We start from the raw sequence: 15,862 nt of genomic DNA on the forward strand, positions 1-15,862 counted from the left end.
CGAAGGCGCCGCCGGGACCGCCGGCCGAGCCGGTGCCCGCGCCGCCGAAACCGCCGGGGTCGGCGCCGAAGCCGCCACCGGCGCCTCCGCCGAGACCGCCGCCGAGGCCGCCGCCGCCACCGCCGAGACCGGGGCCGCCGCCGGGGCCGCCGCCCGGGAAGCTCGACAGGTCGGTGCCCGACCCGGTGCCGAACGGCGAGCCGCCCGCGCCGTCACCGGTCGGGATGTTCGCCCCGCCGCCGGGCGAGGACGGGTTGAAGGGGCTCGTGCCGCCGTCCGTGAAGGGCCCGGAGCCGCCGCCGTTCGGGGAGAATGCGCCCGCACCGTCGGACGTCGGGAAGTTCCCGCCGGCACCGGCGCCGCTGCCGCCGCCGAAGCCGCCCGCACCGCCGCCGAACGGCCCGCCGCCGCCACCGCCGCCGAACGGCCCGCCGCCACCGCCGGGCGGAGGAGGCGGCGGGGGCGGCGGAGGCCCCACGCCGCCCTTCTCCCCCGGCAGGTCCTTGGTGATCTTGAGGGGGTGGCCGTCGAACGCTTCCTTCATCCGCATGTTGAACTTCTGCATCAACTCGCGGGCGCGGTCGTCGTCACCGCCGGTGTGGATGTACCCGTCTTCCATCGTCTCGCCGGTCGTCTTGTACCAGTCGAGGATGTTGACCTTGTACCAGTTGTAGAGCTGCGCGTTGCGGTGGCTGTCGTCCGAGAGCTTACTGGAGGTCTCGTAGACCTGCCCCAGCTGGTCGAGGGCCTCCTGGGCGACGTCGCCCTGCCAGTGCTTGATGATCCGCTTGGCGAAGTTGTTGCGGAGTTCTTCGGTCATCTCCGCCAGGACCTCGGCCGCGTCCTTGTAGGCGGTCGAAGCGGTCCCGACGGCCTCGGGCTTGAGGTTCTTCAGCTTGGTCTTGATGTCGTCGAAGTTCTCGTCGTTGAAGCTGTAGCTCCCGAACTCCATCCCGTCCCTGATCGGGTACGACTCGGGGTTCCGCTTACCCATCGGTCCCTCCTTCCGGGATGGTCGTCACTTGAGGTTCGGGTTGCCGCTGCCGGTCGGGCTGGCGCCGTCCACCTGCTTCTTGGTGGTGTGATGGGCGTTCTCGTACTGGTCCGCCGTGGCGTTGAGCTTGCCGATCACGCCGTTGTAGGCGGTCTCGATGGCGGTGATGTACTCCTGGAAGCCGTTCTTGCTGGCGGTCGCGACCTCCACGAACTTGTCCGAGCCCTTGGTGCCGCCGAGGTCGGCCGTGGTGATCGAGGTCGCGCCGACCTTGTTGAGCTTGCGCTTCCAGATGTCGAGCTTGTACTTCATGTCCTTGGCGAGCTGCCGGAGCTCCGCCGGATCGACGTCGTAGCCCTTCTCGGCCTGCAGTTTCCAGGCGCTGCGGTCGGGCTCCTGTCCGCGCGGCAGAGCATTGGCGGGGTCGTCCCACTTCCCGGCGTGGGCACCGGCGCTGTACTGGTAGTAGAGATCGCGCTGCCGCCACTCCGGAAGATCGTCCCACTCCTGCTGGGTCAGCCCGTGGACCTCGACGGTCTGCCCGGGGCTGTACTGGTTGGCCCCGACGGTGTAGGTGTACTCGACCTTCGCGAGCTGCTCGTCTGTCAGATGATACTTGTCGCCCATCGCTCGCCCTCCTGGCGAATCACGTCTCCGCCCCCGGCACGACTACGCCGTGCAGGCCCGGCCGAGGTCCCTGCACGACGTAGACCGGAGCATGTGCCCCGGGGTCAGCCCGCCCAGATGTTCTGGTTGGCCCGCTCGGCCCCGCTGTAGTTGCTGTGCGCCTCGCCGATGACCACGCCGAGCTGGTTCAGCACCTGGCCGATGTGGGCCGCGGCGGCGTCCCACTGGCGCTTGGCGTCCCAGTAGGCGGCCTGCGCGCCGCCCTCCCACTGGGCGAGGTTCTGCTCGAGGTTCTTCTCCAGGTCGTCGAGCTCGTCGACGAGTGCGCGGTAGGCCAGCGTGAAGTCGGCCTGCGCCTGTTGCATCGTGCTGAAATTGGCCTTTGTGTAGCTGTCGCTCACGGTAGGAGTCCTTTACGGTCGGAGGAATGACGGGAAAGGGACTGTCAGGTGCCGCCGTTGAGCAGCTGGTTGATCTTGTTGACGGCGTCCTGCTGCTCCTGCTCCGTGCTTTCGTACGTGATCTTCGTGTGCACGAGCTTCTGGTGCATGCCCTCCAGCGCCGTCCTGACCTTGTTCATCTCGGTCTGGAACTCGTTGAAGACCCGGTCGAAGGACACCGCGGCGTTACCGGCCCAGCCGGACATCAGCTGCGCCTTGTGCCCCTCAAGCTGGCTCTGCAGGCCCTTGACGATGCCCGCGGAGTCCTCGATCCGCGTGGCGGCCTGCTGCATTGCCGCTCTGTCGGCTGCGGACGTGTTTCCCACAGTGTCACCTCCGATTGCGATTTTCGGTCGCGCGCCGCAGGAGAGTGGAAAGGCCCGCCTTCGCCCGGCGCGCCCGGGAGCAATCCTGTCGACACGAAATGTCAGCGATCATAAGTGTTGCACGCCACCTATGTCGACGCACGTGTTGATCTCGCGGTTCATGTGACCTACGTCATATTCACGCCTTGGACGTCGAGACGGGCTTGCGTGCGAGCGCGGGGTCGAGTGCGGGACCCTGCGGGATGAGATGGATGACGCTGGAGGGGACGGGCGCGGCCTTCTTCGCGTCGTAGCCGAGCTTCTTGGCGACGTCCGCGGACGGCAGCGCGAACCGGACGCCCTGGTCGTTCACCAGGGACAGCGACCCGGATCCGCCGCCGCCCGAACTGTCGCCGCCGGCGGGCACGAGGCTCATCAGCGCGGCGCCGCCGGGCGGCAGCACCATCTGGTCGATCGTCCCGGACGAGCCCGCGGTGCCCGCGCCGAGCGTGCCCGCGGACGGCGCCGGAAGCGACCCGCCCATCGTGAGCCGCGCCGTCGCGGAGCCGACCGGGAACACCGAGCACAGCGGCGTGGCCGGGTCCCAGGCGACGAACCTGGGCAGCGCCGGCGGCAGGTTGTTGTCCAGCAGCCGCGTCTTGGACGCCATCGCCTGCGCGGACGGGACGTCCGTCGGCAGCGGCCGGGCGTTCTCGCCGGGGTAGGCGGCGGCGGTCTTGACGTCCCGCAGCAGCAGCTGCGCCTGCGTCTCGTTGATCTGCGAGAGGCCGTCGCCCAGCATCACGTACCACAGCGCCTGCCCGCCGGCGCCGGTCTCGGCCTTGAACACCTGGCCGACGCGGGCCGACCCGCCGCCGGGGCCGGAAACGGACTTGCCGCGGTCCGGGATGTCCGGCGAGGCGAAGTTGCCCGCGGCCGGGATGGCGTTCAGCCAGGTCGCGGGGACCTCGACGGCGCCGGGCCCGCCGGTCAGCGCGGGCACCTGGTTCGCCGCGATCGTCATCTGCATGCGGTGGTCCTTCCAGACCACCCACGGGACGCCGCCGGTCTGCACGATGACGGCCTCGGTGTCGGAGAGCCGGCGGCCGCCCACCTTCCGTCCGGCGGCGAGGGCGCTGATCTGCCGCTTCACCCCGGTCGGGCCCGCCGCCTCACGGGTGCACACCGACCACGGCCCGCGGATCAGCTGGTCCTCGCCGGGCAGCGAGTCGGGCGCCCCGGGGATGCCGATCATCGCGCCGCGCTCGAACCCGGCCAGCGACTTGCGCGACACGGTGCGCCGCTCCGGCCCGCTGTCGGAGTCGAGCGCCAGCAGCGCGGACGCGTAGTTCGCGACCGGGAACATCTTCTTGGTGTTGGCGTCGTAGATGTACTTGGTCCCGGTCTCCTTCTCGATGATGAGCTTGCCGGGCTCGTCGAGGCCCTTGGCGCCGCCCGGGGACAGCAGCCCCCAGATGCCGAACACGGCGATGATCACCAGTCCGACCATGACGCCGGCGAAGGCGCCCACCGACAGCCGCCGCATCGGCGACTCCGCGACGTCGGGCTCGCCCTGCAGCAGGGCCAGCCCGACGCGCTGCGTCATCAGGCGGTGCGCCTGGTAGAGATCCCGCCGGTTCTGCATCCGCCCGTCACCCGGCCAGCCCGCGGACGCGGGAGTAGACGTCCAGCACCGCGAGCGCGAGCGGGATCAGCGCGATCATGACGAGCATGTCGAGGATGTCGCCCCACCGGCCCCAGACCGGGGTGGGCCGGTGGCCGGGCAGCCACAGCGTCACCGCGACCACGATCGCGGCGAGCAGCAGCAGCGGGACGAGCGCCGCGGCGAGCGCCATGAGCTGGCTGCCGTGCAGCGCCAGCCCGATCGACGTCAGCACCAGCCCGAACAGCCCGATCACGAGCATCCAGGAGCGCTGCGCGACGCCGCGGAAGATCCGGGCGCGCAGCAGCAGCGACACCGACATCGCCGCGGCCGTCGCCGGGCCGGCCCAGCCGTCCTCGCCGGCCAGGAACAGCATCGCCCCGCCCGCGACCAGCGCGATCGAGGCGATGAGCCCGGTGGAGAACCGGTCGGCGGCGGCGGTGCGGGTGAGCACCTCCCGGCCGTCCACCGTCTCGGTGTCGCGGCGCAGGTCCTCGGCGCTGCTCGGGACGGGCGGCAGCGGCATCCGGGCCAGCTTGAACGACAGGGACGGGACGGCGGCGATGAACATCATCACGACGACCGCGCAGACGGCGGCGATGCCGGCGGCGGGCAGGTCGCCGAACGCGAACCCGACGCCGGCGCCGATCGCGCCCACCACCGCGGCGAACGCGATGCCGAGGAAGACCGGCAGCCCGTCCGCGATGGCGAACGCGGCGATGATCGCGGCCAGCGCGGTCACCCCGAACGCGGCGAGCAGATGCGCGGCGCCGAGGTCGGGCAGCTCCACATTGTCGCGGGCGGGCGCGGCCAGCCCGGCCAGGAACGCGTGCGGGAGCGCGGCGTAGCCGAGGATCACGCCCGCGCCGGAGTCGCCGACCGCCCGGGACAGCACCGTCGCCATGATCAGGGTGATGAACGCCACGAGCCCCGCGGCGGCGGCCGGGATGATCCACGGCGGCCCGGACAGCGCGATCACGACCGCGGCGACGAGCAGCGCGATGCCGCCGGCGCCGAGGCCGAAGGAGCGGGTCGTGGTGGGCCGCCAGCGGTCGGTGCGCTCCCGGATCCCGGACGCGATGACGTCGGCGACGTCGTCGAACGACATCTCCGGCAGCTGCGCCATGCGGGGCCGGAAGTAGAGGATCTCCCCGTCCCGGACGCCGAGCGCCGAGGTCGTCTGCGACGGGTCGAACGGGTCGGAGTCGAGCCGCTGCAGCACCCACCCGGAATGGGCGAGCCCCGCGTCGGCGAGGTCCTCGCCCGCCGCGCGCAGCAGCGTGGGAAGCATGTGCGCGAGCGGCACGTCGGCGGGCAGGGACACGTCGATGCGCCGCTTCGGTGCGACGATGGTGACCCTGCACAGTTCGGTCGTGGCGGGCGAGTTCACGGGAGCTCCCGTCCTCCAGGTCAGTCAGGGGGGCCGATCCGAGCGGCGCGCAGCTTAGGATGTGACGTCCGCCTACGCTAAATCAAGCTCAAAGCAAGACAAGTATCCCCCAACGGGCCGGCCGTCCCCCGCACCGGCCGCCCCGGCGTTGAGGCTCCTGGAGGAACGCCGAGGTGAGCACGATCCTCGTGAGGCGCAAGGAGCGCCGCAAACCGCCCCCGGCCCCCAAGGGGGAGCTGCTGCTCGAATCCCCGCCGGAGATCCCGGAGATCCAGAGCGGCGGCCTGCAGAACGTCCTCACGTACCTGCCGATGGCCGTGATGCCGCTCATGATGGGGCTGATGTTCCTCGGCGGCGGCACCCGCAGCCCGATCATGATGATCAGCAGCGGCGGCATGGCCCTGGCGATGGGCGGCATGATGCTCGGCCAGCTCGGCCGCGGCTCGGGCGAGCGCAAGTTCAAGCTGAACGGGGCGCGCCGCGACTACTTCCGCTACCTGTCGCAGGTGCGCCGCAAGGTGCGGCGCGCCGCCGAGCAGCAGCGCGAGTCGCTGGAGTGGAACAGCCCGGCGCCCGACTCGCTGTGGTCGCTGGTGATGAGCGCCCGGATCTGGGAGCGCCGCCCGAGCGACCCCGACTTCGGCAACGTGCGGATCGGGGCCGGCCCGCAGAAGCTCGCCGTCCAGCTGATCCCGCCGGAGACGCGCCCCGTCGAGGACCTGGAGCCGATGACGGCGGGCGCGCTGCGCCGCTTCGTCCGGGCCCACTCGACGGTGCCGAACCTGCCGGTCGCGGTGTCGCTGCCGTCGTTCGCGCGGATCCTGCCGATGGGCGACCCGGACGCGGTGCGCGGCATGGTCCGGGCGATGATCGCGCAGCTCACCGCGTTCCACTCCCCCGACGACATGCGGGTCAGCGTGTGCGCGTCGCCCGAGGCGATGCCGCACTGGGACTTCGTCAAGTGGCTGCCGCACGCGATGCACCCGACGGTGACGGACGCGGCCGGGCCCGTCCGGCTGATGGCGAACAGCCTCGCCGAGCTGGAGCGGATGTTCGGCACCGAGGTGAAGGACCGCGCCCGGTTCACGCCCGGCCTCCAGCAGAGCGACCTGCCGTACCACGTGGTCATCGTGGACGGCGGCGCCGTCACCCCCGACTCGCAGATCGGCTCGGACGGCATCGAGGGCGTCTGCGTCGTCGACCTGACCGGCCACGTCGCGCCGACCGCCGACAGCACCATGCTGCGGCTGCGGGTCGCCCCCGACAAGATGGCGATGCTGCGCCGCGACCGCACCGGCAAGGACGTGCCGAGCTCCCTCGGCAGGCCCGACCAGTTCAGCTACGTGCAGGCGGACGGCCTCGCGCGGCAGCTCGCGCCGCTGCGGGCGAGCGCCGCCACCGGCCCGGAGATGGACGCGCTGTCCGCCGCGACGACGCTGACGACGCTGCTCGGCGTCCCCGACCCGGCCCGGATCGACCCGCGCCAGGCGTGGCAGCCGCGCGCGCCGCGCAACCGGCTGCGGGTGCCGATCGGCCTGGACGCCGACGGCCGCCCGATCGAGCTGGACATCAAGGAGGCCGCGCAGGGCGGGTACGGCCCGCACGGCCTGTGCATCGGCGCGACCGGTTCCGGCAAGTCCGAGCTGCTGCGCACACTGGTGCTCGGCCTCGCGATGACGCACTCGTCGGAGGTGCTGAACTTCGTCCTCGTCGACTTCAAGGGCGGCGCGACGTTCCTCGGCATGGACGGCCTCCAGCACGTCTCCGCGATCATCACGAACCTGGAGGACGAGCTGCCGCTCGTCGACCGCATGTACGACGCGCTGCACGGCGAGATGGTGCGCCGCCAGGAGTGGCTGCGCGCCGCCGGCAACTACGCCTCGCTGCGCGACTACGAGAAGGCCCGCGAGCAGGGCGCGCCGCTCAAGCCGATGCCGACGCTGTTCGTCGTGCTGGACGAGTTCTCCGAGCTGCTGTCGGCCAAGCCCGACTTCGCCGAGCTGTTCGTGATGATCGGGCGGCTGGGCCGCTCCCTCGGCGTCCACCTGCTGCTGGCGTCGCAGCGGCTGGAGGAGGGCAAGCTGCGCGGCCTCGACACCCACCTGTCGTACCGGATCGGGCTGCGCACGTTCTCCGCTGCGGAGTCGCGGGTCGTCCTCGGCGTCCCCGACGCCTACGAGCTGCCGCAGGCGCCCGGCAACGGCTACCTGAAGATCGGTACGGAGACGATGACGCGGTTCCGCGCCGCGTACGTGTCGGGCCCGTACAAGCCGGACGACGCCCAGCCGGAGGAGGCGCGGCAGGGGCCGCGGCAGCTCGCGCAGATCGTCCCGTTCACCCCGGCGTACATGCGGCCGCAGATGCAGGAGCAGCCGCAGCGCCGGGAGCAGCGGCGGCAGGAGGACGAGGGGCCGCAGATCAGCCTGTTCGACCTCGTGGTCAAGCAGCTCGCCGGGCACGGCCCGCCGCCGCACCAGATCTGGCTGCCGCCGCTGGACGAGCCGTCCACGCTCGACCAGGTCCTGCCGAACCTCCAGCAGACGCCGGAGTTCGGCTTCACCACGGCCGGCTGGGACGGCCGGGGGCGGCTGCACGCGTTCGCGGGCATCGTCGACAAGCCGTTCGACCAGCGCCGCGACCCGATGTGGCTGGACCTGTCCGGCGCCGCCGGGCACATCGGCGTGGCGGGCAACCCGCAGTCCGGCAAGTCGACCCTGCTGCGGACCCTGATCACCTCGCTCGCGGTCATGCACACGCCGCAGGAGGTGCAGTTCTACTGCCTCGACTTCGGCGGCGGCGCGCTCGCCGCGCTGGCCGACCTGCCGCACGTCGGCGGCGTCGCCAGCCGCCTCGACCCCGACCGGGTCCGCCGGACGGTGGCGGAGGTGTCCGGGCTGCTGGAGTCGCGGGAGCGGTTCTTTACCGAGCGGGGCATCGACTCGATCGGCACCTACCGGCGGATGCGGGCCGAGGGGCAGATCGCCGGGGACGGCTTCGGCGACGTGTTCCTCGTCGTCGACAACTGGCTGACGGTCCGGCAGGAGTTCGAGGCGGTCGAGGCGACGGTCACCGACCTCGCCGCGCGCGGCCTCGGCTACGGGATCCACGTCGTCGCCTCGACGAACAAGTGGTCGGAGTTCCGGCTGACGATCCGCGACCTGCTCACCACGAAGCTGGAGCTGAAGCTCGGCGACCCGTACGAGTCGGAGATGGACCGCAAGCTCGCCGCGAACGTCCCCGAGGGGCGGCCGGGCCGCGGCCTCACCCGCGAGGGCCTGCACTTCCTCGGCGCGCTGCCGCGCGTCGACGGCCGCACCACCGCGGGCGACCTCGGCGACGGCGTCCGGCACCTGGTGCAGACGATCCAGGCCGGCTGGCAGGGCCGGCCGCCGGCGCCGCCGGTCCGGATGCTGCCGGACGTGCTGCCGCACACCTCGCTGCCCGCCGTGGCCGAGACCGGCAAGCGCATCCCGATCGGCATCGACGAGGACACGCTGTCCCCCGTCCTGCTGGACTTCGAGAACGACCCGCACTTCGTCGTGCTGGGCGACAACGAGTGCGGCAAGTCGAACCTGCTGCGCCTCATCGTCGAGTCGATCAAGGCGCGGTACACGATCGAAGAGGCCCGGATCATCATGCTCGACTACCGCCGGGCGCTGCTGGACTCGGCGGAGAGCGAGCACGTCATCGGGTTCGCGGCGTCCTCGACGGCCGCGGGCGGGCTGATGAAGGACGTCCACGGCGCCCTGGTCAACCGGCTGCCGCCGTCCGACCTGACGCCCGAGCAGCTGCGCAACCGGTCGTGGTGGAGCGGGTCGGAGCTGTTCCTGGTGGTGGACGACTACGACCTGGTCGCCACCCCGTCCGGCAACCCGCTCGCGCAGCTCGCCGAGCTGCTGCCGCAGGCCCGCGACATCGGCATGCACCTGGTCCTCGCCCGCACCATGGGCGGGGCGGGCCGCGCGATGTTCGACCCGGTCCTGCAGCGGCTGAAGGACATGGCCACCCCGGCGCTGATCATGTCGGGGAACAAGGACGAGGGGAACCTGTTCGACGTGCGGCCGACCCCGCTGCCCCCCGGCCGCGGCACCCACTCGGACCGCCGCACCGGCAAGCGCCTCATCCAGACGGCCAGTTACGGCCAACCTCAGTAGCGGCGGAGAAACGGACAAACGGACGCCCGGCCTCGCCGAGCCCGGGCGTCCGTTTTCTCCTTGGCCTTTTCCGTGTCCGTTCCCGGTCTCGGCTATCGGTCGCGGCTAGTCGCGCTCCTCGGCGGGGATGACGGCCCGGCCCGGGCGCCAGCCGCGCCGGCGGCCGCGCGGGATGACCGCCCCGGCGAACGCGACGACGAGCGCGAGGGCGAGGGCGCCGCCCGCTACGGCCAGGCCGATGGTGCGGGTCCGGTGGTCGACCGGTTCGGGCTTCGCGATCGGGACGGCGCCGCCCAGCGGCCGCGCGTCGGCGGCGCCCGGCGTCGCGTCGGGGTCGACGAGGGCGGACACCGCCTGCAGCGGGCTGATCATGCCGTGGCCGCTGCCCTGCCCGTTGCCGCCCTCCGCGGTGATCAGGATCCGGTTGATCACCTGCTGGTAGGTCAGCTTGGGGTGGCGGGCGCGCACGAGCGCCGCGACGCCCGACGCGAAGGGGGCACCGAAGCTCGTGCCCTGCAGACCGCCGGCGTAGCCGTCGCCGAGCGTGGAGATGACGTTCTGGCCGGGCGCCGAAACGTCGATGCGGGTCTTGTGGTTGGAGAACCCGGAGATGGTGCCCGCCTCGTCCACGGCGGCGACGGACAGGACGCCCTTGTAGCTGGCGGGGTAGGCGGCGCTCTCCTTGCCGCGCTGGTCCTGCGCGACGTTGCCCGCGGCGGCGACGATCAGCGCGTCGTGGCGCTGCGCGGTCCGCACCGCCTCGCGCAGCGCGGCCGTGTCCGGCGCCGCCGAGGAGACGTTGATCACCTTGGCGCCGTGCTCGGCGGCCCAGGTGATCGCCTTCGCCAGCAGCGTGTTGTCCTGCGTGCTCTCCCCGCTGGCGAACTTGGCGTTCAGCAGCTTCACCTGCGGGGCGACGCCGACGAACGGGACGTTGCGGCCGCGCATGTCGGCGGCGGCGATGATGCCGGCGACCTCGGTGCCGTGGCCGAGGCAGTCGTCGGGCGTCGTGCCGGACGCGTCGAAGCTCGCGGCGACCTTCCCCTTGAGCTGCGGGTGGTTCGCGTTGATGCCGCTGTCGACGACGGCGACGGTCACGCCCCGGCCGCGGGTGATCCGCCATGCCTCCTCGAAGTCCAGCCGGCGCTGCGCCCACGGCTCGACGGTGATCGCCGAGGCGGGCTGCCCGATCTGCTTGTTGCACTTCGGCGCCGGTGCCCGCTGCGTCTTCTGCCTCGCGGGCTTCTTGCTGGCCGTCGGCGCGGCCCCGGGCCGGTCCGCCGGCGCCGCGGCGGCCGCCGGAGCGAACGCCAGAGCGGACGTCAGGGCCAGGCTTGCGGCGCCCGCCGCGATTCGCCCTCCGCGCATACCTCGTCTCTCCTGACGTGTGCGAACCACACGACAATAAGGGATTCCCGGACCCCGCATCACTCCCGCACGGGCGCGACCGCGGCCGGCGGGGCCGTAATACCATCTGGCGGGTGCAGTCGACGGCTCCCGTTCCCCCGGCCCCCCGGCCGCAGGCGCCCCCGCCGCGGGCGGCCGCGCGGCGGTGGGCCGTGCCGGCGGCCGTGCTCGGCGCCGTCGCGGTCCTGGTGGCGGCGGTGTGGCTCGCGGGCGGGTTCAAGGAGACGCCCAAGCAGCCGGTGAAGAAGGCGGGCGAGCCGCTCGATCTGGGGCTGTTCGAGGTGACCGTCCACGACGCGCGGATCGGGCTCGCCGACGGGAAGTTCGGCAGCGGCAAGCAGCGCTACCTCATCGTCCGGATGCGGGTGCTGAACAAGGGCAAGGAGAGCAAGTCCCTGGGCATCGGCGGGCTGTCGGAGGGCGTCTCCGCACTGACCAAGGTCGGCAAGTGGGTCGAACCCGATCGGGTCGACGGGGTCGCAGGCGGCGCGAAGACCGACACGGCGCAGCCCGGGCTGCCGGTCGAGGCGTCCGCGATGTGGGAGCTGGGCCCGGCCGACTCGCCGTCGAAGCTGACCGTGGGGCTGCGCAAGTGGAGCTACGAGCACGGTTTCACCGACAGCACCTACAACTGGATCGTCCCGCCCACGAGCGACGTGCTCGCCGGGCGCCTGACCCTGCCGGTGAGCCAGTCGTGAACGCGCGGCAGGTGCTGGTGCGGGGCAGCGCCGCCGCCGGCGGGGCCGTCCTGCTCGCCGGGGCGATGTGGCTGCACTCCCTCCAGCCCCGGGTGAGGGCCGGTGAACTGGACCCCATCCGCACCGGCGGCTCGATAGGGGAGAAGGTCGAGACCCGCGACTTCAGCGTGCGGGTCGACAAGGTCGAGGCGGCGCGGTCGCTGGAACCGAACTTCTCGCTCGGCGGCAAGCCTCCGGTCGGCACGGACGGCGTGTACCTCATCGTGGGGATCAGCGCGACGTCGCGGCGGGAGCCGCTGCAGCTCAGGTCGGCCGAGCTGGAGACGCCGGGCGGCTACAGGTTCCGGCAGGACCCGCGCACCTCGGAGGTCTCCGCGGAGCAGCCGACGCTGCAGCCGCTGATCTGGACGCCCGCGAAACTGGTGTTCGAGCTGCCGGAGAACCGGGTCGAGGGCGCGCACCTGGTCGTGGGCACCGGCGGGCTGCTGCCGCAGCTGTCCTCGGCCGCCGACATCGACCTCGGCCTCGGCAAGGACCGGGCGGCCAGGCTCGTCCAGGGGGCGGCCGAGCGGTACAAGGTCAGGGCGACCTCATGACGGCCACCGACACCCGCCCCGACGGGATCCCGCTTCCCCGGCGCCCGGGGATGCGCCCCCGCGACCGCCGGATCGTCCAGGCGATCGCGCTCGTGTGCGCGATGGCGGCGATGCTCGTGGTGCCCTGGGCGGACGAGACCCGGAACGTCCGCAGGGCCCTGAAACCGCCGGAGAAGGTGACGACCGTCCCCGAAGGCCGGATCGGCGAGCTGGCCGGCGCGCAATGGAAGGTCGTCGACCGGCGCACCGCCGCCCCTCTCGGGCAGCGGCAGGGCGACGTGGTCGAGCTGCGCCTCGAAGTCGCCGTCCGCCCTTCGGACGCCGCGAGCGCCAAGGCGGTCGGCTCCTACGGCCTGGCGTACCGGCTCCGCGACGACGAGGGCCGCACGTGGTTCGCCGGCGGGCTCCAGACGGCCGAGCCGACGCCGGGCGTCGCGCAGCGCGTCACCGTCAAGGGGACGGTGCCCCGGACGAAGGCCGACGCGCTGGAGCTGGTGATCCAGGCGCCGAAGGAGACGCGGAGACCGGGGGCCCCGCAGGCTTCGCTGCGTTTCGCGCGCTGACCCGCGCCATCACCAGGTTGAACGCCGCCGCGAGCAGGCACACCCGCAGGATCTCGAACACCAGGCCCGTCCCGAAGCCGATGGCCGGCAGCGCCCGCATCCACCACGTCACCTCGTGCGGGCCGATCAGCTCGTACACCGCCCGGCGGGACGCGTCCTCCCCCACGTGCAGCGCGGCGAACAGCAGCGCGAAGGTCGCGAACGGCATCATCCCGGACCGGCGGACGAGCCGCAGCCCGTACCACGCCGGCAGCCACATCTCCCGGAACCCGCGGGTGAGCAGCTCGCGGGGGCTGTTCGTCCGGCCGACCCCGCCGGCGCGCGCCAGCCGCCGGGCCGCGCGGCCGTCGCCGAGCACGACCCGCTCGTCCCCCGCGTCCAGCCCCAGGATCACCCCGGCGATCACCAGCCAGATCAGCGCGCCGAGCACCGCGTCCTTGAACGGCGGCCACAGCGCGAAGGCGGGGCCCGCGACGCCGGTCACCCAGCTCCACACCTCGCGCCCGGTGAGCCAGTCGACGCCGAGGCCGCGCAGATGGTCGATCGTGAAGATGCCGAACAGCGTGAAGTTGATCTCCAGGAAGGCGACGAGCGCCCCGACGGCGCGGGGCAGCCGCTCCTCCAGCCGCCACTCCGCCAGCACCTTCAGCAGGAACAGGCCCGCGGTGAGGCCGACCGCGAGGCCGACGTGCTTCTCCAGCGACAGCAGCATCCCGGCGCCCTCGATCTGCCCCTGGATGCCGCCCTCGGCGAACCCGCGGCTCGCCGCCGCCGACGCGAACTCGCGGGCGTCCTCGCTCTGCAGCCCCCACGCCAGGTAGAAGATGACGAAGGGGAGCGCGGCGCGGCCGATCGCGCCGATCACCGGCTCCTCGTTGCCGACCGCCCACGGCGTGAGGCCGCCGCCCGCCTCGCGGGCGTGCACCACGTCCAGGCCCTCCCGGACGCTGTGCACCATCAGCACCGTGACCGTCAGCGTGATCACCACGAGCAGGCCGATGGTGACGATCGGCGCGACGGACGCGGCCGTGCCCTTCATCGTGCCGAGCCGGTAGCCGCCGTACATGGCGCCGTAGCGGAGCAGCTCGCCCACCGTGAACCACAGGGACAGCGGCAGGACGAACCGCCCCGCGAGCTTCAGCGCGGCCCACGGGAGGATCAGCGGCGAACGCGCGGACGGCCGGGCCATGGCGCCCGATCGTAGAGGATCGGTACGGGAGCCATCGCGGCGGAGACGACGGACCCCGCCGTCCCGGGTGGGGCGGGGCGGCGGGGTCCGAAGGTCTCGGCCGGCCGCGCCGGGCGGGCCGGCGCGGCGTCCGGCGTTCAGCCGGGCGGCCCGGTCAGATCGCGACCTCCAGGGCGGCGACCGTGCCGGTCTTCGCGGTGACGGTGTTGTCGACGGTGACGCCGCCGGCCGCGAGGACGCGGACGGTCCAGTCGCCGTCGGCGGCGAAGAACCGGAACACGCCTTCGTCGCCGGTGACGACCTCGGCGGTGAACTCGCCGGACGAGTCGAGCAGCCGGGCGTAGGCGCTGGACACCGGGGCGCCGTCACGGGTGACGGTGCCCTGGATGACGGCCTCGTTGGCCAGGTCGACGGTCGCGGGCAGGTGGGCGGTCTGCTCGGGCGCTGCGCAGCCCTGGGTCATTGCTCCTCCAGTCTCCGAAGGTCGGCCGGGTTACTTGCCCGCGCCGAGCTCGATCGGCACGCCGACCAGCGAGCCGTACTCGGTCCACGAACCGTCGTAGTTCTTCACGTTCTCCAGGCCCAGCAGCTCGCGGAGCGCGAACCAGGTGTGCGAGGAGCGCTCGCCGATGCGGCAGTAGGCGATCGTGTCCTTGTTCAGGTCGACGCCGGCCTCGGTGTAGAGCTCGCGGAGCTCCTCGTCGGACTTGAAGGTGCCGTCGTCGTTGGCCGCCTTCGACCACGGGATGTTGGCCGCGGTGGGCACGTGGCCGGGCCGCTGCGACTGCTCCTGCGGCAGGTGCGCCGGGGCGAGCAGCTTGCCGCTGAACTCGTCCGGGGACCGGACGTCGATCAGGTTCTTCTTGCCGATCGCGTCCACGACCTCGTCGCGGAACGCGCGGATGGACAGGTCCTGGTCCTTGGCCTTGTACTCGGTCGCCGGACGGGACGGGACGTCGGTGACCAGCTCGCGGGAGTCCAGCTCCCACTTCTTGCGGCCGCCGTCGAGCAGCTTCACCTTCTCGTGGCCGTACAGCTTGAAGTACCAGTAGGCGTAGGCGGCGAACCAGTTGTTGTTGCCGCCGTACAGGATCACCAGGTCGTCGTTGGCGATGCCCTTGGCGGACAGCAGCTGCTCGAACCCGGTCTTGTCCACGAAGTCGCGGCGGACCGGGTCCTGCAACTCGGTCTTCCAGTCGATCTTCACGGCGCCACGGATGTGGCCCTTGTCGTACGCGGACACGTCCTCGTCGACCTCGACGAGGACCAGGCCCGGGTCGTCCAGGTGGGACTCGACCCAGTCAGTGTCCACCAGGACGTCGGAGCGGCTCATGCCGGAACCTCCCTCTCGGAGCGAACTTTCGCGGTGATACGTCGGAAGAGCGGATACATCTCGCAGCCGAGGCAGAACCCGAACGCCGCGTTCAGGAACGCCGCCGCCAGCGCGAGGGCGGTGGCACCGATGCCGAGCCAGGTGGTCCCCGTCACGTATCCGATCGTCCCGACCAGGGCGAACGCGAGGCCGACACCCTGCGCGAAGCGGGGAGCGGCGGCGTCCTCCAGTTCCCTGGGCGGAGCGAGCCGGGGACGGACGAGCACTCTGAACGCCAGTCCGTACGGGGCGTACCGGAGACCGAGGAAGGTCGCGAGCGCGAACACGACGGCCTGAGCGGCGAGCAGTGCCCAGCTTCCGGTCACCAGCACCGCGATGAGAACGACGGTCGTGACGGCCGCGCCGAAGCGCGGCCCACGCGGATCAACCTGCATCGGGGTGCTCCTGGCGGAGTGGAAGCGTGCGTACGAGCTGGGAAAGCCGGAAAGTGCTCGGGGGCGGAC

The 15,862-nt window shown here is 72.2% G+C and carries 14 protein-coding genes and 1 pseudogene; 4 read left to right on the forward strand and 11 right to left on the reverse strand.

Features of this window, described 5'->3' with window-relative positions:
- From ACIWVC_RS24945 to eccD, 6 genes and pseudogenes are all read right to left on the reverse strand, one after another.
- Positions 1-994, reverse strand: a pseudogene (locus ACIWVC_RS24945) (hypothetical protein); the annotation flags it as partial.
- Positions 995-1,018: 24 nt separating this feature from the next.
- Positions 1,019-1,621, reverse strand: coding sequence for a hypothetical protein (locus ACIWVC_RS24950; protein WP_396449939.1), 603 nt, complete (start codon positions 1,619-1,621; stop codon positions 1,019-1,021).
- A 104-nt stretch (positions 1,622-1,725) separates the two neighbouring features.
- Complete coding sequence (locus ACIWVC_RS24955) at positions 1,726-2,022, reverse strand: WXG100 family type VII secretion target (RefSeq protein ID WP_396449940.1); 297 nt, start codon at positions 2,020-2,022, stop codon at positions 1,726-1,728.
- A 44-nt stretch (positions 2,023-2,066) separates the two neighbouring features.
- Positions 2,067-2,354: a WXG100 family type VII secretion target gene (locus ACIWVC_RS24960; RefSeq protein ID WP_396449941.1), complete on the reverse strand. Its 288-nt coding sequence runs from the start codon at positions 2,352-2,354 to the stop codon at positions 2,067-2,069.
- A gap of 211 nt (positions 2,355-2,565) precedes the next feature.
- A complete protein-coding gene (eccB, locus tag ACIWVC_RS24965) occupies positions 2,566-4,011 on the reverse strand; it encodes a type VII secretion protein EccB (RefSeq protein WP_396449942.1) in 1,446 nt (481 codons plus the stop codon).
- A 7-nt stretch (positions 4,012-4,018) separates the two neighbouring features.
- Positions 4,019-5,419 (reverse strand): type VII secretion integral membrane protein EccD, encoded by a 1,401-nt coding sequence (gene eccD / locus ACIWVC_RS24970; RefSeq protein ID WP_396449943.1) that lies wholly within the window; start codon positions 5,417-5,419, stop codon positions 4,019-4,021.
- Positions 5,420-5,592: 173 nt separating this feature from the next.
- Between eccD and eccCa the strand changes: the two genes are divergently transcribed.
- Complete coding sequence (eccCa, locus tag ACIWVC_RS24975; protein ID WP_396449944.1) at positions 5,593-9,573, forward strand: type VII secretion protein EccCa; 3,981 nt, start codon at positions 5,593-5,595, stop codon at positions 9,571-9,573.
- A gap of 105 nt (positions 9,574-9,678) precedes the next feature.
- Here the strand turns inward: eccCa and ACIWVC_RS24980 are convergent, their stop codons facing one another.
- Positions 9,679-10,941, reverse strand: a complete 1,263-nt coding sequence (locus tag ACIWVC_RS24980; RefSeq protein ID WP_396449945.1) for a S8 family serine peptidase — start codon at positions 10,939-10,941, stop codon at positions 9,679-9,681.
- A gap of 113 nt (positions 10,942-11,054) precedes the next feature.
- Between ACIWVC_RS24980 and ACIWVC_RS24985 the strand changes: the two genes are divergently transcribed.
- From ACIWVC_RS24985 to ACIWVC_RS24995, 3 genes are read left to right on the forward strand one after another with little or no spacing between them, the layout of a single operon-like run.
- On the forward strand, positions 11,055-11,678 hold the full coding sequence (locus tag ACIWVC_RS24985) for a hypothetical protein (protein ID WP_396449946.1): 624 nt from the start codon (positions 11,055-11,057) through the stop codon (positions 11,676-11,678).
- Positions 11,675-12,274: a hypothetical protein gene (locus ACIWVC_RS24990; protein WP_396449947.1), complete on the forward strand. Its 600-nt coding sequence runs from the start codon at positions 11,675-11,677 to the stop codon at positions 12,272-12,274. The genes ACIWVC_RS24985 and ACIWVC_RS24990 overlap by 4 nt, the downstream gene beginning before the upstream one ends.
- Positions 12,271-12,837: a hypothetical protein gene (locus ACIWVC_RS24995; protein WP_396449948.1), complete on the forward strand. Its 567-nt coding sequence runs from the start codon at positions 12,271-12,273 to the stop codon at positions 12,835-12,837. Before ACIWVC_RS24990 ends, ACIWVC_RS24995 begins: the two co-directional genes overlap by 4 nt.
- Here the strand turns inward: ACIWVC_RS24995 and ACIWVC_RS25000 are convergent.
- The 4 genes from ACIWVC_RS25000 to ACIWVC_RS25015 all read right to left on the reverse strand — a co-directional run bounded on the left by ACIWVC_RS25000 (position 12,725) and on the right by ACIWVC_RS25015 (position 15,793).
- A complete protein-coding gene (locus tag ACIWVC_RS25000; RefSeq protein WP_396449949.1) occupies positions 12,725-14,026 on the reverse strand; it encodes a hypothetical protein in 1,302 nt (433 codons plus the stop codon). The two genes, ACIWVC_RS24995 and ACIWVC_RS25000, sit on opposite strands and share 113 nt — an antisense overlap.
- Before the next feature lie 154 nt (positions 14,027-14,180).
- Positions 14,181-14,489 carry a DUF1416 domain-containing protein gene (locus tag ACIWVC_RS25005; RefSeq protein WP_396449950.1) on the reverse strand — a complete coding sequence of 103 codons (309 nt, stop codon included), beginning with the start codon at positions 14,487-14,489 and terminating at the stop codon, positions 14,181-14,183.
- 30 nt (positions 14,490-14,519) lie between these two features.
- Entirely contained in the window at positions 14,520-15,359 is an 840-nt protein-coding gene (locus ACIWVC_RS25010) for a sulfurtransferase (protein ID WP_396449951.1), read from the reverse strand.
- Positions 15,356-15,793 (reverse strand): DUF4395 domain-containing protein, encoded by a 438-nt coding sequence (locus tag ACIWVC_RS25015; RefSeq protein WP_396449952.1) that lies wholly within the window; start codon positions 15,791-15,793, stop codon positions 15,356-15,358. The genes ACIWVC_RS25010 and ACIWVC_RS25015 overlap by 4 nt, the downstream gene beginning before the upstream one ends.
- Positions 15,794-15,862 lie beyond the last annotated feature (69 nt).

It is taken from the genome of Actinomadura sp. (genome assembly GCF_044508335.1).
Lineage (GTDB): Bacteria > Actinomycetota > Actinomycetes > Streptosporangiales > Streptosporangiaceae > Spirillospora.

Bases quoted from the DNA above. Each gene is read 5' to 3' on its own strand.
- ACIWVC_RS24960 (WP_396449941.1), bottom strand. From the start codon at position 2,354: ATGCAGCAGGCCGCCACGCGGATCGAGGACTCCGCGGGCATCGTCAAG.
- ACIWVC_RS25015 (WP_396449952.1), bottom strand. From the start codon at position 15,793: ATGCAGGTTGATCCGCGTGGGCCGCGCTTCGGCGCGGCCGTCACGACC.
- ACIWVC_RS25010 (WP_396449951.1), bottom strand. From the start codon at position 15,359: ATGAGCCGCTCCGACGTCCTGGTGGACACTGACTGGGTCGAGTCCCAC.
- ACIWVC_RS25005 (WP_396449950.1), bottom strand. From the start codon at position 14,489: ATGACCCAGGGCTGCGCAGCGCCCGAGCAGACCGCCCACCTGCCCGCG.
- ACIWVC_RS24995 (WP_396449948.1), top strand. From the start codon at position 12,271: ATGACGGCCACCGACACCCGCCCCGACGGGATCCCGCTTCCCCGGCGC.
- eccB (WP_396449942.1), bottom strand. From the start codon at position 4,011: ATGCAGAACCGGCGGGATCTCTACCAGGCGCACCGCCTGATGACGCAG.
- ACIWVC_RS24980 (WP_396449945.1), bottom strand. From the start codon at position 10,941: ATGCGCGGAGGGCGAATCGCGGCGGGCGCCGCAAGCCTGGCCCTGACG.
- ACIWVC_RS25000 (WP_396449949.1), bottom strand. From the start codon at position 14,026: ATGGCCCGGCCGTCCGCGCGTTCGCCGCTGATCCTCCCGTGGGCCGCG.
- ACIWVC_RS24950 (WP_396449939.1), bottom strand. From the start codon at position 1,621: ATGGGCGACAAGTATCATCTGACAGACGAGCAGCTCGCGAAGGTCGAG.